At 42.8% G+C, this 22,607-nt stretch carries 15 protein-coding genes; 7 read left to right on the forward strand and 8 right to left on the reverse strand.

What is annotated here, in order from left to right:
- The first annotated feature begins 9 nt into the window (after positions 1 to 9).
- Both AACS92_RS22130 and thiH read left to right on the forward strand, forming a co-directional pair.
- Positions 10 to 777 carry a thiazole synthase gene (locus AACS92_RS22130; RefSeq protein ID WP_099109266.1) on the forward strand — a complete coding sequence of 256 codons (768 nt, stop codon included), beginning with the start codon at positions 10 to 12 and terminating at the stop codon, positions 775 to 777.
- Complete coding sequence (thiH, locus tag AACS92_RS22135; protein WP_099109265.1) at positions 774 to 1,922, forward strand: 2-iminoacetate synthase ThiH; 1,149 nt, start codon at positions 774 to 776, stop codon at positions 1,920 to 1,922. Before AACS92_RS22130 ends, thiH begins: the two co-directional genes overlap by 4 nt.
- A gap of 425 nt (positions 1,923 to 2,347) precedes the next feature.
- Here thiH and AACS92_RS22140 read toward each other — a convergent pair whose 3' ends face one another.
- Both AACS92_RS22140 and malT read right to left on the reverse strand, forming a co-directional pair.
- On the reverse strand, positions 2,348 to 2,953 hold the full coding sequence (locus AACS92_RS22140; RefSeq protein ID WP_099109263.1) for a DUF1349 domain-containing protein: 606 nt from the start codon (positions 2,951 to 2,953) through the stop codon (positions 2,348 to 2,350).
- Between the two features lie 53 nt (positions 2,954 to 3,006).
- Positions 3,007 to 5,724 (reverse strand): HTH-type transcriptional regulator MalT, encoded by a 2,718-nt coding sequence (gene malT, locus AACS92_RS22145; RefSeq protein WP_099109262.1) that lies wholly within the window; start codon positions 5,722 to 5,724, stop codon positions 3,007 to 3,009.
- 357 nt (positions 5,725 to 6,081) lie between these two features.
- Here malT and malP point away from each other — a divergent pair, with 357 nt between their 5' ends.
- Positions 6,082 to 8,526 (forward strand): maltodextrin phosphorylase, encoded by a 2,445-nt coding sequence (gene malP / locus AACS92_RS22150; protein WP_099109261.1) that lies wholly within the window; start codon positions 6,082 to 6,084, stop codon positions 8,524 to 8,526.
- A 9-nt stretch (positions 8,527 to 8,535) separates the two neighbouring features.
- Positions 8,536 to 10,671 carry a 4-alpha-glucanotransferase gene (gene malQ / locus AACS92_RS22155; RefSeq protein WP_099109260.1) on the forward strand — a complete coding sequence of 712 codons (2,136 nt, stop codon included), beginning with the start codon at positions 8,536 to 8,538 and terminating at the stop codon, positions 10,669 to 10,671.
- A 99-nt stretch (positions 10,672 to 10,770) separates the two neighbouring features.
- Here the strand turns inward: malQ and malG are convergent, their stop codons facing one another.
- From malG to malE, 3 genes are all read right to left on the reverse strand, one after another.
- A complete protein-coding gene (gene malG, locus AACS92_RS22160) occupies positions 10,771 to 11,661 on the reverse strand; it encodes a maltose ABC transporter permease MalG (RefSeq protein ID WP_099109259.1) in 891 nt (296 codons plus the stop codon).
- Positions 11,662 to 11,677: 16 nt separating this feature from the next.
- Positions 11,678 to 13,234, reverse strand: coding sequence for a maltose ABC transporter permease MalF (gene malF / locus AACS92_RS22165; RefSeq protein ID WP_099109258.1), 1,557 nt, complete (start codon positions 13,232 to 13,234; stop codon positions 11,678 to 11,680).
- Between the two features lie 134 nt (positions 13,235 to 13,368).
- Complete coding sequence (malE, locus tag AACS92_RS22170; protein ID WP_099109257.1) at positions 13,369 to 14,568, reverse strand: maltose/maltodextrin ABC transporter substrate-binding protein MalE; 1,200 nt, start codon at positions 14,566 to 14,568, stop codon at positions 13,369 to 13,371.
- Between the two features lie 377 nt (positions 14,569 to 14,945).
- Between malE and malK the strand changes: the two genes are divergently transcribed.
- Genes malK through AACS92_RS22185 form a run of 3 tightly spaced genes read left to right on the forward strand, consistent with a single transcriptional unit; the run spans position 14,946 to position 18,272 of the window.
- Complete coding sequence (malK, locus tag AACS92_RS22175) at positions 14,946 to 16,055, forward strand: maltose/maltodextrin ABC transporter ATP-binding protein MalK (RefSeq protein ID WP_099109256.1); 1,110 nt, start codon at positions 14,946 to 14,948, stop codon at positions 16,053 to 16,055.
- A gap of 34 nt (positions 16,056 to 16,089) precedes the next feature.
- Entirely contained in the window at positions 16,090 to 17,367 is a 1,278-nt protein-coding gene (locus AACS92_RS22180; protein WP_099109255.1) for a maltoporin, read from the forward strand.
- A 20-nt stretch (positions 17,368 to 17,387) separates the two neighbouring features.
- A complete protein-coding gene (locus AACS92_RS22185) occupies positions 17,388 to 18,272 on the forward strand; it encodes a MalM family protein (protein WP_099109285.1) in 885 nt (294 codons plus the stop codon).
- Positions 18,273 to 18,344: 72 nt separating this feature from the next.
- On the opposite strand, the gene AACS92_RS22190 is transcribed toward AACS92_RS22185, so the two are convergent.
- Genes AACS92_RS22190 through AACS92_RS22200 form a run of 3 tightly spaced genes read right to left on the reverse strand, consistent with a single transcriptional unit; the run spans position 18,345 to position 22,515 of the window.
- Positions 18,345 to 19,844, reverse strand: coding sequence for a radical SAM protein (locus AACS92_RS22190; protein ID WP_099109254.1), 1,500 nt, complete (start codon positions 19,842 to 19,844; stop codon positions 18,345 to 18,347).
- A complete protein-coding gene (locus AACS92_RS22195; protein ID WP_241537912.1) occupies positions 19,844 to 21,136 on the reverse strand; it encodes a glycosyltransferase in 1,293 nt (430 codons plus the stop codon). The genes AACS92_RS22190 and AACS92_RS22195 overlap by 1 nt, the downstream gene beginning before the upstream one ends.
- Positions 21,137 to 21,138: 2 nt before the next feature.
- Positions 21,139 to 22,515: a glycosyltransferase gene (locus AACS92_RS22200; RefSeq protein ID WP_099109253.1), complete on the reverse strand. Its 1,377-nt coding sequence runs from the start codon at positions 22,513 to 22,515 to the stop codon at positions 21,139 to 21,141.
- Between the last annotated feature and the right edge of the window lie 92 nt (positions 22,516 to 22,607).

The following is a 22,607-nucleotide window of genomic DNA, read 5'->3' on the forward strand; positions in this document are numbered from 1 at the left end:
AGGTTAACCATGTTAAAAATTGCTGATACCACCTTTCATTCCCGTCTGTTTACAGGCACAGGAAAATTTGCCAATGCCGGACTGATGATTGAAGCCATTCGCACCTCCGGTAGCCAGTTAGTCACAATGGCGATGAAACGGATTGACCTGCAAGGCAAAGATGATGGCATTCTCATTCCCTTGCAGGAGCTGGGGGTTAAACTCCTGCCCAATACTTCCGGAGCAAAAACCGCAGAAGAAGCGGTTTTTGCTGCCCGCCTTGCGCGGGAGGCGCTGGGCACTAACTGGGTCAAACTGGAAATCCACCCTGACGTGAAATATCTATTACCTGATCCGATAGAAACCCTGAAAGGAGCGGAACAATTAGTCAGGGAAGGTTTTGTAGTTCTGCCTTACTGTGGCGCAGATCCGGTTCTGTGCCGCCGTCTGGAAGAAGTGGGTTGTGCCGCTGTCATGCCATTGGGAGCGCCTATTGGTTCAAATAAGGGCTTACTCACTCGGGATTTTCTGCAAATTATCATTGAGCAGTCCAATGTTCCTGTGGTTGTCGATGCCGGTATTGGTGCTCCAAGCCATGCACTGGCAGCCATTGAAATGGGAGCCGATGCTGTCTTGGTCAATACTGCAATCGCCGTTGCCCGTAATCCGGTTAAAATGGCGCAGGCATTCAAAACCGCCATTGAAGCAGGCGAACTCGCTCATCAGGCAGGAGTGGCAAGCCAGAAATTCCATGCAGAAGCCTCCAGTCCACTGACCGATTTTCTGGGGGCTTTATGAGCAGCAATACCGTGGCAGAGCAGACTTTCCGCCATCGCTGGCAACAGTTGGACTGGGATGACATCACGCTGAGCATCAATAGTAAAACCCGCCATGATGTTGAGCACGCTCTAAATAGTGAGCGCCTGACACTGAATGATTTTATGGCACTGCTCTCACCCGCAGCCCTTCTCTACCTTGAACCATTAGCTCAGCAGGCACAACAATTAACCCGTCAGCGATTCGGTAATACCGTGGGATTTTATATCCCACTTTACCTTTCCAATCTGTGCGCCAATGACTGTACCTATTGTGGTTTTTCCATGAGTAACCACATCAAACGTAAGACGCTCAATGAACAGGAAATTGAGGCTGAATGTCAGGCGCTGAAAAAGCTGGGATTTGAGCATATTCTGCTGGTAACAGGGGAGCATCAGAAAAAGGTCGGCATGGATTATTTTCGCCATTACCTTCCCTTAATACACCGCTATTTCAGTTCAGTCACAATGGAAGTTCAGCCATTGGCGCAAGAGGAATATGCCGAACTGAAAACACTGGGATTAGATGCTGTACTGGTCTATCAGGAAACCTACCACGAACCGAGTTATCAGTTGCACCATCTCAAGGGAAAAAAACAGGATTTTCACTGGCGGCTGGAAACCCCTGAGCGGCTAGGGCGGGCGGGCATTGATAAAATTGGTCTGGGCGCATTAATCGGATTATCACCTCACTGGCGAACTGATTGCTATATGGTGGCAGAACATCTGTTTTTCCTGCAAAAACAGTTCTGGAAAAGCCGTTATTCCATCTCCTTTCCACGCCTGCGTCCCTGTGCTGGCGGGATTAAGCCCGCATCCCTGATGAATGATGCAGAACTGGTACAACTGATCTGTGCATTCCGCCTGCTGGCACCGGATGTTGAACTTTCACTTTCTACCCGTGAGTCACCTTATTTCCGCGATCATGTTGTACCTCTGGCGATAAACAGTGTCAGTGCTGGTTCTAAGACTCAGCCGGGTGGTTATGTCGAAAGTGATCATCACGAACTGGAGCAGTTCTCTCCGAATGACCACCGCTCTGTGCAACAGGTTGCCGAAGCACTGGTCAGATCGGGCTTACAGCCAGTCTGGAAAGATTGGGATAATTATTTGGGAAGGCAGGGATAAGAAATAAGCTCATGTCCCTCATCCACATTGCATAGCACATTGGGTGAGGGATAATCGCCTCTATACTTATTTAAAGAAACCTTTTTCATTCAGATATCTTTTTATTTTTTTTCGGTATTTACAAACTGATAAAACCAATACCAAGAAGCTACTATAAAAAATAAATTTAACGATACTTCCCGCAATGACAATACAGAATAAAACCCCGATAACCATAAAAAAATTAAAGATATTTTCCATTATCCATTTTAAAAATGTAAGTATGCATTTTATGATGTGATAAATGCACTCCAGTAGTGCCGCGAAAAACTCCAACAAATCTTCCATTTGCATCTCCTTTTCCGTAATACCTTTATTTTACTTTTTATATTCGGGCATTAATCCATCATAAAAGCATTTTATCTGACCGGTTTGTAGCCATTCCACTAACTCAAATCATGCAAAGGCTTGTTCAAGGCTGGCATTAGCTTGAATTCAGAGAACTTCACCTGCAATCCTTCTCTTTCTGGTGAACAACACATTGCACCAACAAACACTCGTTGCCCATTATGTTGGTTAATAGTAAAAGGGGATAACCGCAACAAAGGCCACTGCTTACCATCTGTGGAATATTGCAGCCGGATAGCACCTTCCTGATAGGTCAGCCGCAACCAGAATTTCTCAGCGTTACCCGGAAAAATCCCCATCGCCCAGTCAGAATAAGGAGAGGTTAATACACTGCCGATTGTTGCCTTGCCATCGGCATATTCAATACCGGCTTTCAGCCAATGCTGTTCATCCACCAGCAACATAACGCCAGCCTGATCGTATAACTGCTCAAAACGCCCTTCAATACAGAGCTGAAACGTGAACCCTTCGGTAATAAGTAAATCGTCAACATAGCAGCCAAAAACATAGCCACTGTGGCGCTGAAAGCCATACCATGTATCACGCCAAAAGTCGGTTTTATTATCAGTTACCACGCTCAGTGCATTATCCTGACGTTGCCATGAAGCAGGCTCATTAAGCCAATGACAGTGCGATAAATTCATCAGTAGCCCCTTTTTATTTATGAAATCATCAGAGATATCACCTTGAGAACATTTTACTGAACACCTAATCCCATCATTTTCATTAAATTCTGCGCCTGTTGAATCGCTTCCTGACGATGAGTAATACCCATTTTTTGATACAGATTGCGGATATGTGTCTTAATCGTCGTCGCGGCCACTTCCAGTTCAGTCGCAATTTGTTCATTGCTGTAACCAGAATAAATTAATCCTAATACCTGCCATTCACGTTGGGTTAATGGGCTATTGCGGATAAGTTCAGGTACATCAGGATGAGTAAGAAGCTGTTCAACAAATGTTTCATCAAAATGCGCAAATTTATGCCGATGCTGACGATTAATTTCACGCAGAATACGCTGTGCACGATGTTGTTCAAAATCAGGCAGGATATTGAGCTGGATAAGCTGGCGTAATTGCAGAGCCATCAACTCACCCTCAAGCACAAAATGACTGATAAAGCCCGTGCGATTAGCCAATTTCAGCGCTTCTATCAGCACCTGTTGCGCTTCAGCCTTGCGACCAAGCTGCCAGTGGAGCAGGTTGCACAGCAACAAATTGCGGTTTAAATCACTGACCAACTCCAGTTTTACCGCATACTGATTCAGCATGTTTAAAATGCTTTCCGCCTCTTCATACTGACCAAGCAATATCTGAGCACGGGCAATATTACGCCACTGATTCTGATTGAAGTGATTACTGAAACTTTCGGGTTTTTCTGCCTGAGCCAGCCATTGAGCCACTGAAATATGATCCTCCAGATGCTGCCAGATAATGATCCGCAATTTATCCGTATTCGTTCTCCAGTCCCGATGATAATGCCCATTACTCAACAAATTTTCACAACGGGTTAAATGGCGGCGGGCATTATCGATATCTCCCCGGATTAACGAACATTTCACCAGTTGAGACAGACATTGCAATTGTTGCTGAGGCTGAAAGTTAGACAATACCTCCAGACCATGCCGGGCCGCTTCCTCTGATTCATCAATACGTGCCCAACACCACAGAAGCTGGGAGCGAATACGCAACAGAAACTCATGCATCGGTAGCTGTTCCATATGTTGTTCACGAACCAGATCAAAAGCGTGTTTTTGGGTTTCATAAGCGCCCTGTAAATACCCCTGCGCCAGTAAAATTTCACTTTGCTGTAATAATGCCCATAAAGCATAGTGGTAGACATGACAGCGGCGGGCCAACTGCTCCGTCTGCTTCATCAATGCTAATGCCTGAGACAGCGCCCCCTTACAGTGCAACACTTCCCCTTTCACTGACATTGCGACAATACGGCCATATTCATTATCAGGCAGCAGAGCAGCCAGTGCTTTTTCAGCCAGTAAATCAGCGTCATCCGGTCGGCCATCATTAATCGCAACCTGAGCACGCAACGCGTCAAACTCTCCCAGTAGTTCAGCCTCAATCGTTATTTGTTTTTGCTTCAACGATTGCTCTGCCTGATTCAGTAACGCATTAACCTCATAATGACGATGCTGACTCTGCGCCAGCCATGCCTGTAACAGCACCAGACGCGGGTTTTCCAAGAGCTGTTCATAAGGCAACGCATTCATGCACTCTTCCAGTAGCGACAGTTGACTCTGGTTGAACAGTTCCCATGCATATTGCAGCAAAATATCGCACAATAACTTCGTATCCCCTGCTGCCAAAGCATGATGAATGGCTTCTCCCGGATACCCCTGCATCAACCAGCCTTCTGCCGCCATACTATGCAGCTTAGGCAAATCAGATGCCATTTCCCAATGACAACGCTGCCGAAGAAATGTTGCGAACAAGGGATGAAAACAAAACCATTCTCCGAAATCATCCATGCGCTGGATAAATAACCCCTGACGCTCAATATCTTCAAGGCGTTGCTGACCATTCTCCATGCCCGTCAGACAAACAATTAACCCATCATTCATTGAACGCAGGATAGAACTACGCAATAAAAATTCTCGCGTTCCCTGATCAACACGGTTTAAAACTTCATCCACCAAATAATCGGATAAATGGCCAGCATTAATACCTGAGAGGCGTTTGGCCGATATTTCTGCTGTATTACCAGCCTGACGGGCAGACAGAGCAATCAACTGCAACGCTGTTGCCCAACCGGCCACGTCATGACATAACTGCCTGCAATTATCCGCATCCAATGGGCTGGGCAGACGTTTATCAAAAAATTGCTGAGCCTCCTGATAGTTAAATGCTAACTGCTGGCTGTCAAACTCCAGTAATTGCTCACGTACCCGCAAGTTAGCAACTCCCAGAGACGGTAATTGACGGGAGAGAATAATCAGCGTGAGATTTTCCGGCTGATGACGGAGAAAAAAACGTATGGCTTCATGGATGAGATTATTTATTATCAGGTGATAATCATCGATCACCAGAAACAATGACTGTTTCCATTCATTCAATTCAATAAACAACTGTGCGAACAGCGCCGATAAATTGGCATACTGGTGTTTCTGCGCCAAAACCTCACTTTTGACACAATGCCCCTGTGTGGCCTGTTGAATCGCAGCAATCAGATAACTGGCAAAACGCTCCGGCTGATTATCACTATCATCCAGAGAATACCACCCCAGATTACCCTGCCCTGCCGACCACTGTGACATCAGCGTAGTTTTACCATATCCTGCCGGACTGGTTACTAATACCAAACGATAATTCTGTGCTTCATTGAGCTGCGCCAGCAGGCGCTCACGCATGACCATATGATTGAGGCGAAGGGGTCGACTGAGTTTCGATGGGATAAGCATTGATTTCCTCCCCTCACAAGCAATGAGTAGAACTGATCCCTGTAACCTTGTTGTCATGTTATTGAGAAATACAAATCAGTAACATTCATAAATAAACACCCAAATTTAGAGAAACGTGCGCCATTTGCAATTAGGTTAATTGATTAGATTGTGTTAAGTTGCACCCTGTCACATTCTTTAACTGAAACGTTTCTTTTTCCTGAATAAATTGCGAAAGCGCACGAAAAAATAGCTACGCCCTGATACTCATCCCCGCGAATATCCTGACAGGATGATGTTTCTTGTTCACTGAACCTTCAGCATATCAGACTCAATAATCTGCATATTTTCCTTATTCAGTGACAGGATGAAGACGCCATGAAAAAGCCCCAACTTGATAAAGCCGAATTCCAGGCTGCGCTGACCCGACAGTTACAACGCTTTGGCCTTGATTTAGCACAGGGAATAACAACACATCAGTGGTGGCAAACTATCAGTGCCACTCTTTTGGAATTACTGCCTGCTTATCGCCAAAATAATCACCATCAAATTGATAATCTTCCCCTTCCTGATGGCTCAAAAGGCAAACAACGGCATGTAAACTACATATCAATGGAGTTCCTGATCGGTCGTTTAACGGGTAACAACCTGCTGAATCTTGGCTGGTATGATGATGTTCAGGCGTATTTAGCCGAATATGGTGTGGTATTAAGTGATGTGCTGGAAGAAGAAATTGATCCTGCCTTGGGTAATGGTGGTTTAGGCCGTCTGGCCGCTTGTTTTCTTGATTCAATGGCGACAATTAATCAACCGGCAATCGGCTACGGCCTTAATTATCAGTATGGGCTGTTCCGGCAATCCTTCGAACAAGGGTTACAAATTGAAACTCCGGATGACTGGGAGCGCAATACCTATCCATGGTTTTACCGCAATATACAACTAAACGTTAATGTGAGTTTCGGTGGTGAAGTGGTCACAACAACCGATGGTGGTGAAATCTGGCGACCGGCTTTTACCCTGACCGGGGAAGCGTGGGATCTGCCTGTCGTTGGTTATAATAATGGTGTTATACAGCCGCTGCGCCTGTGGCAAGCAACATATGATAATCCCTTTGATTTATCACTGTTCAATGATGGGCAGTTCCTTCATGCGGAACAGCAGGGCATAGAAGCCACCAGCCTGACCAAAGTTCTTTATCCGAATGATAACCATCAGGCTGGAAAACGCCTCCGCCTGATGCAGCAATATTTTCAGTGTGCCTGCGCTGTAGCTGATATTCTGCGTCGTCACCAGCTGGCTGGTCGGAAAATACAGGCGCTACCGCAATACGAAGTGATACAGCTCAATGATACCCACCCCACAATCGCCATTCCTGAAATGATGCGTCTGCTGATTGATGATCACCAACTAGATTGGGATACAGCATGGAGCATTACCGGGCAAACCTTCGCTTATACTAACCACACCCTATTACCGGAAGGTTTGGAACGTTGGGATGAACATCTCATCATCGAATTACTGCCGCGCCACCATCGTATTATTCAAGAAATAAACAATCGTTTTCGTCAAACGGTGGAACAAAACTGGCCGGGTAACCAACAAATATGGGAAAAACTGGCAGTCATCCATGATAATCAGGTAAGAATGGCTAATCTTTGTGTTGTAGCCTGCTTTGCGATTAACGGTGTTGCCACATTACATTCATCTTTAATTGTGACGGATCTCTTCCCTGAATATCACCAATTGTGGCCTCAAAAATTCCATAACGTTACCAATGGCGTTACACCTCGTCGCTGGTTAAGACAGTGTAATCCAGCACTCTCTTCACTGATTGATCAGACATTAGGCCATGAATGGCTCAGTGATATTACTGAACTAAAAAGACTCGAACCCTACTCTGCTGATGCTGCTTTTCGTGAGGCTTATCGCACCGTCAAACAGAACAATAAAATCCGCCTTTCCAACTACATCAATAAAACAATGGGGCTTAAGCTAGACCCTCATGCCATTTTCGATGTACAGATCAAACGGCTGCATGAGTACAAACGCCAGCATTTGAACCTGCTGCATATCCTCTCACTTTATCGACAGATTCAGGAAAATCCGGCACTGGATATTTACCCGCGTGTTTTCCTGTTTGGGGCTAAAGCAGCTCCCGGCTACTATCTGGCAAAAAATATTATTTCAGCTATCAATCACGCAGCCGCAAAAATCAACCATGATCCGATCGTACGCGATCGCATAAAAATTGCCTTTATTCCTGATTACAATGTTTCGAAAGCTGAATTGATGATCCCAGCTGCCGATGTATCAGAACAAATCTCCACAGCAGGAAAAGAAGCCTCCGGTACTGGTAACATGAAACTTGCCTTGAACGGAGCACTAACTATTGGAACTCTGGATGGTGCAAATGTCGAAATTGCCGAACAGGTTGGCAACAACAATATTTTTATCTTTGGACATACAGTAGAAGAAGCAAAAACCTTACTGAGAGAGGGCTATGACCCCCAAAATATTCTCCAACAAAATAAGCAATTACAACAAATACTGAATTCTCTCGCCAGCGGTGAGTTCAGCCATGGAGATAAACAGGCATTTGATTTAATGCTACACAGCCTGATCGATGGTGGTGACCCTTATTTAGTATTAGCTGACTTTGCTTCTTACGGTGCCGCACATCAGCAAATTGATGAACTCTACCGTAATATCCCGTCTTGGACACAACGTACGATCCTTAATACTGCCCGTATGGGAACATTCAGTTCCGACAGAACTATTCAGGATTATCAACAACGTATCTGGCAGGTTAAGCAGGTAAAATAGAAGATCATAATGGAAAACAAAAGCCTCGATGATTTAGCAACAGAAGCTGGTATTGTCACTGAATATATTAATGCCTATGGCAAACCACAGGCTATTCCTTCTCAGATAAGGCATAGGATCCTGCAAGCCATGGGGGAAAATATACCGGTCAAAAGGCCGGTTTCTGATCCATCAGTTTCAACCTTACCCACAGTGAAAGTATTAATTATTGGCCAGTCATTCACTTTTAATCTGAATACCTCTGCCCAATATCAGTGGCAAATACAGACAGAACAAGGGATAAACCTGCGTGGAAATTGCCAATATCAACTGACACTGCCAGCCTCTTTGCCTTTGGGTTATCACACGCTTAGTTTAATCCCTTCATCAAGCCCCAAAGACGCGGTACAACGCCATGTTATGCAGATCATCATCGCTCCGGAACGCTGTTACGAACCAGAATCACTGATAAAAGGAAGCAAATTGTGGGGAGCCTGCATCCAGCTTTATACCCTGCGATCCGAAACTAATTGGGGAATGGGTGATTTTGGCGATCTGAAAAAAATGTTACGGGAACTGGCACAACGCGGCGGCGCTTTTATTGGCCTAAACCCGCTACATGCGATGTATCCTGTCATGCCTGAAAACGCCAGCCCTTATAGCCCTTCATCCCGCCACTGGTTGAATATCATTTATATTGATGTCAGTCAGGTAGAAGATTTCCAATCCAGTGCCAATGCTCAAGAGTGGTGGATGATGCCGGAAACCCAGCACAGAATTCAGAGTGTTCGCCAAACAGAATGGGTTGACTATTCCAGTGTGATGGCACTGAAAATGACAGCGTTGCGTTTGGCTTATCAACAATTCAATACTCGAAATGATACCGATCCCCTATATCTCTCATTCCGTCAATTCATTAATCAAGGTGGTAAAAGCCTGTACTCTCAGGCTGTCTATGATGCTCTACATTACAAACTATACAGTGAAAGTCACACCTATTGGGGTTGGCCCATCTGGCCTGAAAAATACCGCGACCCAGATAGTGATACTGTACTGAAGTTTTGTCACTCTCACCCACAAGAAGTGGAGTTCTTTCTTTGGTTACAATGGATTGCAGACAGGCAACTGGCTGATTGTTTACGTGAAAGTAAGAACCATGCTATGCCGATTGGTATTTATCGTGATCTGGCTGTTGGCGTGGCGCAAGGTGGTTCAGAAACCTGGGGTAACCGGGAACTCTATTGTATGGAAGCATCTATTGGTGCGCCGCCTGATATCATGGGACCACTAGGGCAAAATTGGGGGCTTCCTCCAATGAATCCTCATATATTACAGGCTCAGAATTATCAGCCTTTTATTCAATTACTGCGTAGTAATATGCGGCACTGTGGAGCATTACGCATTGATCATGTTATGGCACTGCTCAGGCTTTGGTGGATCCCTCAGGGAGAAACCGCAGCTCAAGGCGTTTATGTCCATTATCCTGTTGATGATTTACTGGCGATACTGGCATTGGAAAGCCAGCGCCATTGTTGCATGGTGATAGGCGAAGATTTAGGAATAGTACCAGAAGAGATTGTTGGAAAATTACGTGACCGTGGTATCTATTCTTATAAGGTTTTTTATTTCGAGCGCGACGGGCAAGGTGAATTTAAACCACCTGAGAAATATCAGACACAGGCCATGGCAACTATCACTACCCATGATTTACCGACATTAGGTGGGTTTTGGCAAAGTGGTGATCTGAAACTGGGTGAATCAATTGGGTTATATCCTGATAAGGCATTACTCACTGAGTTATATAATGAACGCGAACATTGTAAGCAAAAGCTATTACAGAGTTTAAATCATCATGGTTATCTCTCCGAATCAGCAAATATAGCAAACACGCTTACCTCATTGCAGCCAAAAATATCTTCATCACAGATACCAACATCCGTTAATCAAGGAATACACTATTATCTCGCTAGCTGTACCAGTGCCTTGTTGGGCTTACAACCTGAGGACTGGCTGAGTATGGAAAATCCGGTCAATGTCCCGGGTACAACTATGGAATATCCTAATTGGAGACGTAAATTAACCGTCACATTGGAAGACATGTTCAAAAATACAGACATAAATAATTTATTGGAAACAATAGATAAGCACAGAAGAAGAGTGTCATAACAACAGACAAAACAGGCAAAAAATATTGAACTTCGTACCCTTTATTCAGGTACGAAGTTTTGCTTTATCTTTACTCTTTGATAAATTTCAAACAGACCGTCACCCTTTCACACCACCAGCAGTCAATCCCCCAACTAACCAACGCTGGGCAAGCAAGAAAACTACTGTAATAGGTATAGCAGAAAGTACAGCGGCGGCGGCAAAGTCACCCCAGAGGTAATTTTGTGGGTGGAGATATTGCTGCATCCCCACAGCTAATGTGTAATTATCCACATCCCTTAACAATAACGATGCAACTGGTACTTCAGTAATCGCACCAATAAAAGACAGGATAAATACCACTGCTAATATCGGTACAGAAAGCGGTAACAATATCAAACGGAAAACCTGCCACGATGTAGCACCATCCAGCATGGCCGCCTCTTCTAAAGAACGATCTAACGTTTCAAAATAGCCTTTTATCGTCCACACATGCAGCGCAATTCCTCCCAGATAGGCAAAAATCACACCACCGTGGGTATTCAGACCGAGAAAAGGGATATATTCCCCCAAACGATCAAACAAAGCATACAAGGCCACCAATGACAAAACAGCGGGAAACATTTGAAAAATCAGCATGCCTTTCAATAAGGTGTTTTTGCCACGAAAACGCATACGAGCAAAAGCATAAGCACACGTTGTTGACAACGCAACAATGCCAGTCGCAGTAATTAATGCGACTTTTACAGAGTTCCATAACCACAGTATTACTGGGAACGGAGGAGGAGTAATGCGCCCATCAGAGGATTCAACACTGTAACCCAGCGCCAGTTTCCAGTGTTCCCAAGAAATCGACTCAGGGATCAAACTGCCCGTCGCGAAATTCCCCGGTCGTAAAGAGATAGCAATGACCATGAGTAATGGAAATAAAATCGAGGCGATAAAAATCAGCATGAATATATGCGTTGCCCATATTCGCCACCGCTGTGATCTAGATTGGACCATCGCCATGCCACTACCTCCTTAATCAATCAAATTTAATTCGTGTCGTTTTCAGATTAATGATTGCCAAAGCCCCCACCAACAAGAAGATTAACGTTGCTATCGCCGCTGCTAATCCAAAGTCCTGCCCTCCATCACCCTCAAAAGCAATACGATAGGTATAGCTGACTAATAGATCGGTATAACCCGCTGGTGTCGTTGTCCCAACATGATCCGGCCTGCCGTTGGTAAGCAATTGAATAAGAACAAAATTATTGAAGTTAAAAGCAAAACTGGCAATCATCAATGGTGTCAGAGGCTTAATTAACAAAGGAAAAGTGATATAGCGGAAATTCTGTAGCGGCCCTGCACCATCCATCGCGGAGGCTTCGTACAGATCATCAGGTATCGCTTTCAGCAGCCCCATACAAAGGATCATCATGTAGGGATACCCCAGCCATGTATTAACAATAATCAACATGGTCCTGGCCAGAGTCGGGTCAGTAAACCAATCCGGTTTCAAACCAAACAGCCCATTGAGCAGTAGATTCACCTCACCAAAACTCTGGTTAAATAATCCTTTAAAAATCAGGATAGAAATAAAGGAAGGTACAGCATACGGTAAGATAAGTAATACACGATAAATAGCTCTGCCTTTAAGAGCGTCCCACTGCACAATGCAAGCCAGAATCATGCCCAGTGCCACAGTCAATATTACCGTCAACAGAGAAAAGAGCACCGTCCAGACAAAAATGGAGAGAAAAGGTTTTTGAATCCCTTCATCCTGAATAACCCGCAGGAAATTTTTCCAACCAATGGAAACCGTAAACCCCGGACTCAACGTCTCATTACCCCATTCCCCTTTTGCATCAATGGATTGGTAAAAACCCGTCTCCATATTCGGGCGATATTTGACACCTGTCTGATTATTAATGAGGGTGTGTCCATCTTTCTCCAGAGCATAAAGGGAATGTATACCGGAAAACTGCCGTAAAGAACTCATGCGCAATCTACTGTTATCCGGCAGAAGTACTGTTATTTGCCCTAATGCCTGCCGGTTCTGCGTAATGGTACGCAACGTGGCAGCGTCATGATTAAAGGGGGTTACCTGTTCATATAATGGTAGAATGATTTTTTCTTTATCAGATAAAGAAAAAGGCTCAGATACCAATACATTCGAACTATCAGCGACATTTAATACCAAAATCCACTGTTGATCCTGGGGGTAAAGTTTGAAATTAAATGACTGGCCTGTTTGATATTGTCTACTCATCAATACAGCCTGAGCCCGCTCAAGGGTAAGTTGGTTGGTACTGCTATAGTTTGTAAAAGCAATCGTAATGGTACAAACAAGCGGGAACAGAACAAACAATAACATCGCAGCAATACCCGGGTAGGTATAACGCCAGGCATAAGACTTACTATTAGCGAAAACATAAACACCACTACCCAGTAATACCAGTATCAGAATCGCAAACAGGTATTCCCCTTGTGCGTACATCAACACAATCAAATAACCGGTAAAAAACAGGCTCAGCCCCACCGCAAACCATTTCAGGACAGAACGTGGCCACCATACATTTTTGTTCAACCTTGCTGACATTATGCACTTCCTGTTACTAGAAATTTATTACCTGCGAGCCTATTCCCACGAACCTGTTTTACTGAGATTCAATGAGAAAATCTTTCCTCCGATAAATAAAAAGCCTCCTTCAAAAGAAGAAGACTAATGCACGTTTATTTTACAATTCGAGCCTCTGCATCATTGAGAGCCGCATCTACAGGTTGTCGGCTGCTGATTGCATTAAGTACTGCACTACGCATGGCGTACCAAAAACTACTCATTTGTGAAATATTCGGCATGATTTCACCTTTCTTGGCATTGTTCATCGTGGCAGCAATGCGTGGATCTTTGGCAAGAATATCCTGATAAGACTTCAACGCTACCGCACCCAGCGGCTTATCTTTATCCATCATTGCTAAGCCATCATTAGTCAGCAGGTAGTTTTCCAAAAACTCCTTGGCCAGCTCTTTATTGGGGCTGGCTGCGTTAATTCCTGCGCTTAAAATGCCAACAAAAGGTTTAGAAGGTTGGCCTTTAAAAGTCGGCAGCAGAGTAACACCGTAATTAATTTTACTTTTGTCGATGTTCCCCCATGACCAAGGACCATTAATAGTCATTGCTGTCGTACCTTTATTAAAGGCAGCTTCAGCAATGGAATAATCGGTATCAGCACTAAGGTGTTTGTTTTTTACCAGACTGACTAAAAATTCCAGACCGGCTTTAGAACCAGTATGATTTACCCCGCTATCTTTAATATCGTAGGTATCCCCCTGCCTCTTAAAAGCATATCCACCATCAGCAGCAATCAGGGGCCAGACGAAATAAGGCTCCTGAAGATTGAACATGATCGCATTTTTCCCCTGCTTTTTTAGCTCGTTATCTAACATAGGAATTTCTTCCCATGTTAAGGGTGGTGACTTAACTAAGTCTTTATTGTAAATAAGAGAAAGAGCTTCAACCGCAATAGGGTAGCCAATCAATTTGCCTTCATAACGAACTGCATCCCAGGTAAAGGGAAATAGTTTGTCCATAAAATTCTTATCAGGCGTAACCTCCGCCAGTAATCCCGACTGTGCGTAGCCCCCAAAGCGGTCATGTGCCCAGAAAATGATATCCGGACCATCTCCCACCGCCGCAATCTGAGGATATTTTTCTTCCAGTTTATCAGGATGTTCAACACTGACTGAAATTCCCGTATCCTGCATAAATCTGTCACCAACCTGCGCCAGACCGTTATATCCCTTATCCCCATTGATCCAAATTACCAGCTTACCTTCTTCCAGTTTTGCGAAAGCAGGAACAGAAAGTACCCATGTAGATAAAACGGAAAGCATCAGTGCACGAGCACCTATTTTTGAGATTCTTTTTGTCATCATTCCGTCCTTTTCAGTATTTGCTGATTTAAGATGAATTTTTCACTACACCGCCAGAAAATATTTCACAGTGTGCAATTAATAGAAAGCAGACTCATCCTCCCCCTGTCTACGCCTCTCATCAAATGAGTGTGAACGTGATTACAAAAGCACTGTAAACCATGCCACCAGCCTTAAAAACGCACCAATTTCTGGAACTAAAATCACATTTTATTTCGTGAAATATCAAGGGATTTTGTAATCCTACTAATCTCATCCTCCTAATCCCTCCTCCATAAAAAACGATAAAATGGAGGATTTTTATTCCTGTTATTTTGCACACAATCCGGCCATCTACTTTTCACTACAAACCAGGATGGCAACTCCGAGGGAAACACATGTCCAGCGTCACACTTCGTAATGTATCTAAGGCTTATGGTGAAAATGTTATTTCCAGAAATATCAATCTTGAGATTGATGAAGGGGAATTTGTGGTTTTTGTTGGTCCATCGGGATGTGGAAAATCGACTTTATTAAGAATGATTGCCGGTCTGGAAGATGTTACGTCCGGTGAAATGCTGATTGCAGGCCAAGTAATAAATGATGTACCGCCCGCTAAACGTAGTATCGGCATGGTTTTTCAATCTTATGCACTTTACCCCCATTTATCCGTAGCAGATAACATGTCTTTCGGCCTGAAACTGGCAGGTATTAAAAAAAGTGAGATTCAAAAACGGGTAGAGAAAGTCGCAGAAACTCTCCAGCTAGCTCATCTATTGGATCGCCGTCCAAAAGCACTATCCGGTGGCCAGCGTCAGCGAGTGGCTATTGGCCGTACTCTGGTCGCCGAACCCAATATTTTTCTACTGGACGAACCTCTCTCCAATCTGGACGCTGCCCTGCGAGTTCAGATGCGTATCGAAATTTCACGTCTGCATAAGCGTCTACAACGCACCATGATCTACGTCACCCATGATCAAACCGAGGCCATGACATTAGCAGACAAAATCGTTGTATTGGATGCCGGCAATATTGCTCAGGTTGGTAAACCTCTCGAAATTTATCACTACCCGGCTAACCGTTTTGTAGCCAGCTTCATGGGTTCTCCAAAGATGAATTTCTTACCAGTCAAAGTCTCTGCAACCGCTGTTGATCAAGTACAGATCAGCCTGCCTAATGGGCAACATGTCTGGCTTCCGGTAGAAAGTAAGGGAGTTACCATCGGGAGTAATGTGTCTCTGGGTATCCGACCGGAACACCTTTTACCCAGCGATGTCGCTGACGTAACGCTGACAGGAACTGTACAGATAGTAGAGCAGTTAGGAAGTGAAACTCATATCCATATCCACATATCAACCATCCGTCAAAATCTCGTTTATCTCCAGCCTGATATTGTTCTTGTAGAAGAAGGGGCGACCTTCACTATCGGATTAGCCCCTCATCGTTGTCATCTGTTTCGGGAAGACGGAACAGCATGCCGGCGCCTATACAGAGAACCAGGGGTTTAAAACCTCGCTATAAAAAAATAACAGGAGAACAATTATGCGCATCTTACCTCTCTCATTACCTTTGCTTGCTGGATTATTTTCCATGCAGGCCGCTGCGGTAGACTTCCACGGTTATGCCCGTTCAGGTATCGGCTGGACAGGACGTGGCGGTGAGCAAAAATGTGCTCAAAGTACAGGGGCACAGAGTAAATACCGCCTCGGAAATGAATGTGAAACCTATGCTGAATTAAAATTGGGGCAAGCACTATGGCAACAAGAAGATAAACGCTTCTATTTCGATACTAATCTGGCCTACAGCGCGGCTCAGAAAAGCGATAATGAATCGGTCAACCCAGTATTCCGTGAAGTGAATGTACAGGGAACTAACCTGATTGACTGGTTGCCAGGTTCAACACTGTGGGCCGGTAAGCGTTTTTATCAACGTCATGATGTACATATGATCGATTTCTATTATTGGGATATTTCTGGTCCCGGAGCCGGTTTGGAAAATATTGACCTTGATTTTGGCAAACTTTCTCTCGCCGTGACACGCAATACTGAAAGTGGCGGTTCATATCACTGGGTTGATAATAAAAATCAAAATACCGAAACCTCTAATGATGTTTTTGATGCCCGGCTTGCTGATCTCCCCATCAACAGCGGTGGTGTACTCGAATTAGGTGTTGATTACGGGCGGGCTAATCCACGTAAGGGTTATCATTTGGCCAAAAACGCTTCTAAAGATGGGATAATGCTGACGGCTGAACATACCCAAAGCATGTTGGATGGGTTCAATAAACTTGTTGTTCAGTATGCGACTGACTCTATGACTTCCAATAATAATGGTCGTTCCGCGGGAGCCAGTACCGACAATAATGGTCATATGCTGCGCGTGATAAATCATGGAGCCATCAATCTGGCTGAAAAATGGGACTTAATGTACGTCGCTATGTACCAAAATATTGATCGCGACAATCGTAACGGCACCACTTGGTATACCGCCGGTATCCGCCCGATGTACAAATGGACACCAACCATGAGTACGTTAATGGAGGTTGGCTACGATAATGTCAAATCTCAGCGTACCAAAGCGATTAACGACCAGTACAAAATCACTCTGGCCCAACAATGGCAGGCAGGCGATAGCATCTGGTCCCGTCCGGCGATTCGTTTGTACACCACTTATGCTAAATGGAATGAAAAATGGGGTTATGCCAACAAAACTCCCGGTTATAACGATGGGTTAGCTTATCGTGATACAACTGAGCACCATTTCAGCCGTGGTAAGAATGATGAGTTCACGTTTGGTGCTCAATTTGAAGCCTGGTGGTGATTGTGGTTAAGGGTGAAACGATGAAAACCAAACTAATTACTCTCTTCTATTACAGTATTCTCTCCTGCATAAGCCTCCCCTTAGTAGCTTATGCCGCAGGTACTGTCTCTGAGAAGACTATGATTAACCCGGAAGTAAGCAACAACGTAGCTTATTCCATACCTGCTTCTGTTTTACAGAAGCAGGTATGGAAACCGATGAAGCTCCCAGCAATGCACACAATTGTACTCAGTCAGACTTCACCTCAGATTAACGAAGGAAATATTCAGGGAGCAATTGCCACTCTTGCTTTACCGGCCAGTCAGGGTGCCCTGAAAATCACGTTGAGCAGCCTGATAAAAGATAAGCAGGTCTATTTACCTAACGTGTTGGTATTTGATGAAAAATTTCAGCCTGTTGCACTTTATGCAAGCCATTCTTTTTCCTATCAACAACCGGGGATCTTCTCGGGGGAACGGGTTGAAAGAACATTAAAAATAACGCCAGTATCAGGGCAGAAAAATATATATTTGCTGATTTACACTACCCATGCAGACCTGCAAACATCGACAAAAATGGTTGACCCAGCCAAAGCCTATGCTCAGGGAGTAGGTAACGCGGTTCCCAATATTCCAGACCCAATAGCTCGCCATACTGATACCGGAATTTTAACGCTGAAAGTGACGTCAGAACGAACTACCGAAAACGTATTAGCTGATCATACTTTTGTAGATCCAAATCCTAATAGGGTGCCTAAATCTATTTCCGGTGAAACAGAACAGCACTTCAATGAGGCTATCAAGAAAGCGATCAAAAATGGAGATATAAATAAGGCACTGACTCTGTTAGATGAAGCTGAACGCCTTGGTTCATCAAGTGCACGAGAAACATTTATCAAAATGATAAAGAGTAAAAGATCTACCTGAACCGGTACAAATTAAAGCCACCCGTTTAGTAGGAAGAAAACGGATGGCTTTAATCATTATTACTCATCATATTTAGTCATTAAATTCTGTATTTACGATTGACTCAACCAGTACTTTACCACTACGCGTGAGTTTAATTTTGTCATCATCAAAAAATAGCAACTGACGCTCTGCCAAATCACATAATTTATTATAAATACGTTTGTTTTCTTTTATCGCATGACCAAATCTTTGCCGGTGAATATCATTGTCTACCGGCTGGCAGGTCGATAACGCCATTTTAATAGCATTCGCTTCCTGCCTTTCTGCTGACATACCCGTCACAGAAGCAACAGGCAAAATATGATTATTCACTGCTTCGCGATAACACTTGTAATCGGTGAGGTTCACCATTTCAGCGGAACGGCATTTAGAACTGCCACCCAATCCAATAGCAACTTCCGGATGTTGTTTATCCTGATCAGTAATAATGCCTTTCCACTTTTCTGGCTCTGTATCTTTGCGATAAAAATACATTGTCGGATGTTCAGAGTAATGGCTATCAAATAAATTATCGATAACATTGCGCATCTGATATTGCTCACCAAGGCTTGGAAACATATTTGTAGAAAGTTTACTGCCTTTATTGGCTCCGGTATCAATACGGTTTGTTCCAGCAGATGTTGTTTCAACTGGTGTAATTTCAATTGGCACCATTTTCTTTTGCCACAAGGCTTTTTTTTCCTCTGAGACACCGGTCCGCGTTTCCATGAAATCTTTTATATGCAGCTTCGAGCAGACAATATGAGACAACTCCAGTTCCAGCGCTTTTCTGATGTCATACTCAACATCTTCAACTCTCTGTTGTAATAAACCATAAATTAAATCTACGCTGGTCCACTCAATACCGGTTTCTCTGGCGTTTTTTATTACCTCAAAACATTCCCAGGAAGAGTGCTTCCTGCCAGAAGAATAAATAATATCATCGTTGAAAGACTGAGCACCAAAAGACAGTTTACTGAACCCTAGTTTGTGCAGAAAAGCCAGATAATGGCTGTCTAAAGTGCCCGGCTCTCCTTCGAATCTTAGTGTTGCATGACTAAAGTTAAAGTGTTCCCGATAAAACACCATTAACCGTTCCAATTCATCAAAAGGTAATAGCGATGGAGTCCCTCCGAAAATATTAAATTCACCGATTGGCACACTCGCCAGATTAGGCACTTTTTGTAACCACATTCTGGCTTCCATGATATTGAGGTCGACGACTTCCTTAAATACCTGAGATGACTCTTCTCTGTGTGTCCTGACCACAATCTTAGGAAACTGGCAAAAATGGCAAATATATCGGCAGGTAGGTATATAGGCCCAGAGATGAATGGGATATCCGGTAGAAAGTTCACTATTCAATGCTTCAAGAAAACGTTGATGCGGGTAATTTTCAATATCTCCGGGAAAAATATGACACCCGAATGGGTCACGATAAACATAAGAAAGAAGGGATTGATTACGCTTATCAGAAAGTACATCAATAATATCGGGCCGTGGATATTTTTCGTCTATCTTATTCAGTGAATACAGTGCTTGCTCTATCATCAGAAAACCCCTCCATTAGCAAAATAGTTATGGGCTGTTCCTGATTCCCTGTCCTCACAGAAGTAGTAAACATAATTAATAAATTTATCTGGCTGCTGCTTCAGAATAGCGTCGAGACAAGGCGGTAACTCCGGCGGATAACCTATACTTTGATCCACATGTTTACGCAGGCTGGCGAATATTTGCTGTCTGAATTCGAAATAAAGCCGGTAGGATGGCGTTTTATAAGCGTGTATCGGTTTAAAATCGATAATACGGGCGGTCGATTTTATTTCATGAATGCGTTCATACAGTTTCTGAGCCACCAGAGCCGTAAAAAAATCAATGATGGCGTCTTTCTGTAATAAATCAGGATTAAGCAATAAAGGTAATATAATATTTTTAGGTACATAATCTTTAATAGAATAATCCCATGCCATTTTCCCTTCTTCTGGTGTGAGATCTCCATACGGTATATTTTCATCCGGTGGTCGGATATCTTTCATGGTTATAATGCCATCAGCCCCATAAGCCTTGCCGATGATCACTTCACCCAGCAAATTATCGACCCGCCTGCTATTAATCTCAACTCTGGAGTAGTGCGCATAAGTTGGCTTACCACCATAAGCAATAACTTTAATACCGAAATCCCAGTCATCCGACAGGTGTTGCACAAACGCGCCATCATGTAATTGGTAAAAAATTTCGATGCCACCCACCTTATCGTATAAGTCCCTTTCAACAGCAAAACCTTTACCATCAGGAAACCCACCAAATAGAGAGAAAGAAAACTCACGACAAAGTAATGTCTTTCTTATCTGTTCATACAAAACAGGACGATGTAAAAACTTTTCGGGATCATAGAAATAATTACACGTCCCCAAATCAGCCTTATCCATCGTCATTTTTTTTATGAGCTGATAAATCCATTGGTTATCAACCGTACAATCTGCATCAGCAGACAGAATATAAAAACGTTGCTCCAGCTGATATTTATTATCCCGCTCTTTACTCCTCTGACTGGCAAAATCCATTCCGCATTTTCTGGCGGAAGAAACCCCCTGCTCTTTTTCTTCTATAACATACAGATTCAATAACGGATTAGCTTCTCTAAATTCTTTAATAACGTTCAGGGAGTTGTCTGTTGAATTATTATCAACTATAACAACCTCATAAGTGTCCTTATTTAATTCCCCTGATTCATCATATTGGTTAAAAAGAGAAGTTAATACAATATTCAATCTTTTCTCTTCATTAAAGACAGGTAACACAACAGAAATAACGACATCTTTTTCCATCACTTCATTCATCATATTCACCTTTTATCTGAAAAGAAAATGTCATCCAGAATACGATGAGACAATAACTCCCTTCCTAATTTGTAATTATGCTCCGCATATCTTTTCATATTTACTGGATCTTTGAGAAATGCATAAACTTCATTAATAAACTCTTTATCCGGCACTCCATCATTTTCTTTGCTGATATTCATCACTGGAGAAAGGAAACCCTTATTACCATACACCTCATCATAATATTCATAGCTGGTCGTGATATAACATTTACTTTGACAGATTGCTTCCCCGATAGGGTTCCCGTAGCTATCATAATCATATGAAGTCAAGAATGATATTAAATCTGCTGAATGTATCAGATCCTCAACTGTAAACTCGGATGTATTATGGTAAAAATCATGGCATAAGCTACCGACAAAGATAACATAATCTTCTACATCATAATTTTTCACCATATCTCTTAACTGATGATAATGACATACATCTTCATTGATATTACCCGCCACAAGTAAATATATTTTTATATCATCCTGACTGAATAGTCTGTTAAGCTCTTTGATCAGGATAATATCTCTGTCCAATCTCTTCTGTGGAATAATCCTGGTGATTCTTGATATAACCACATCATTTTTACTGATACCAAATCGATGCCTGATATTTTTCCTAGAAGTCAGGCGTTCAAAGTCATAACTATTAGGTAGGACATTGATATCTAAATCATATCCACACCATTCTAATAAATGTGATTTTGAAGTCTGGTTTAAAGTAAAGTATTTTATATACGGTGAGTCAACAGGTTTTATTGCAAATTCGTAAGGTGGTGCGCCATATTTCTCAGCGGATGTCTCACTATTCCACATCAAATCATGATCACGCCAAAAAACAAATTTATCAAGATCAAATTGTTGCCCATATTTATCGATAGCTTTATACAAGGCTTTGGTATAAACAATATTTTCTGGAATAGTTCCATTTTCTACAATGAGATAACCAATACGATTTTCCAGCCAGAATTCCAGAATTGAATCCGAAAGCGCATCAGAAACTTTTTCGACCCTTTCTTTTAAGTTTCTTAATTCACCATCTTCAATCACTTTATTATTTCTTATCATGACATCAAAAACATCAGTAAGAAAATTAATATTATAATCAGGAAGATAAAAAATATTTACAACTCTAACCAATTCTAATAACTCACCAAATAATGAGCACTCATCTTTATATTCCTTATTAAAATTTCCTTTATCAATTTTTATATCATAACCTAAATCCATGAAAATTCTTTTCTTACTGTTTTTCAAAAAACCTGCAAGTTTAATTGATTCAACAACAATTCCGGACATCGGAACACCATCAAAGGAGATTATCAATACATTACAAGAACCGTCAATATTCACTTTCACCTCCACATAATTTAATAATTAAATGGAAACAATAATATATAATATTTTGAAGTTAAACTGACAGGGTATTATTTCATGAAAACATG

Origin of the sequence: Xenorhabdus sp. KJ12.1, assembly GCF_963876495.1 — a bacterium.
Taxonomy (GTDB): Bacteria; Pseudomonadota; Gammaproteobacteria; order Enterobacterales; family Enterobacteriaceae; genus Xenorhabdus; species Xenorhabdus stockiae.

Coding starts and splice junctions, on each gene's coding strand:
- AACS92_RS22130 (WP_099109266.1), top strand. CDS start 10: ATGTTAAAAATTGCTGATACCACCTTTCATTCCCGTCTGTTTACAGGC.
- thiH (WP_099109265.1), top strand. CDS start 774: ATGAGCAGCAATACCGTGGCAGAGCAGACTTTCCGCCATCGCTGGCAA.
- AACS92_RS22140 (WP_099109263.1), bottom strand. CDS start 2,953: ATGAATTTATCGCACTGTCATTGGCTTAATGAGCCTGCTTCATGGCAA.
- malT (WP_099109262.1), bottom strand. CDS start 5,724: ATGCTTATCCCATCGAAACTCAGTCGACCCCTTCGCCTCAATCATATG.
- malP (WP_099109261.1), top strand. CDS start 6,082: ATGAAAAAGCCCCAACTTGATAAAGCCGAATTCCAGGCTGCGCTGACC.
- malQ (WP_099109260.1), top strand. CDS start 8,536: ATGGAAAACAAAAGCCTCGATGATTTAGCAACAGAAGCTGGTATTGTC.
- malG (WP_099109259.1), bottom strand. CDS start 11,661: ATGGCGATGGTCCAATCTAGATCACAGCGGTGGCGAATATGGGCAACG.
- malF (WP_099109258.1), bottom strand. CDS start 13,234: ATGTCAGCAAGGTTGAACAAAAATGTATGGTGGCCACGTTCTGTCCTG.
- malE (WP_099109257.1), bottom strand. CDS start 14,568: ATGACAAAAAGAATCTCAAAAATAGGTGCTCGTGCACTGATGCTTTCC.
- malK (WP_099109256.1), top strand. CDS start 14,946: ATGTCCAGCGTCACACTTCGTAATGTATCTAAGGCTTATGGTGAAAAT.
- AACS92_RS22180 (WP_099109255.1), top strand. CDS start 16,090: ATGCGCATCTTACCTCTCTCATTACCTTTGCTTGCTGGATTATTTTCC.
- AACS92_RS22185 (WP_099109285.1), top strand. CDS start 17,388: ATGAAAACCAAACTAATTACTCTCTTCTATTACAGTATTCTCTCCTGC.
- AACS92_RS22190 (WP_099109254.1), bottom strand. CDS start 19,844: ATGATAGAGCAAGCACTGTATTCACTGAATAAGATAGACGAAAAATAT.
- AACS92_RS22195 (WP_241537912.1), bottom strand. CDS start 21,136: ATGATGAATGAAGTGATGGAAAAAGATGTCGTTATTTCTGTTGTGTTA.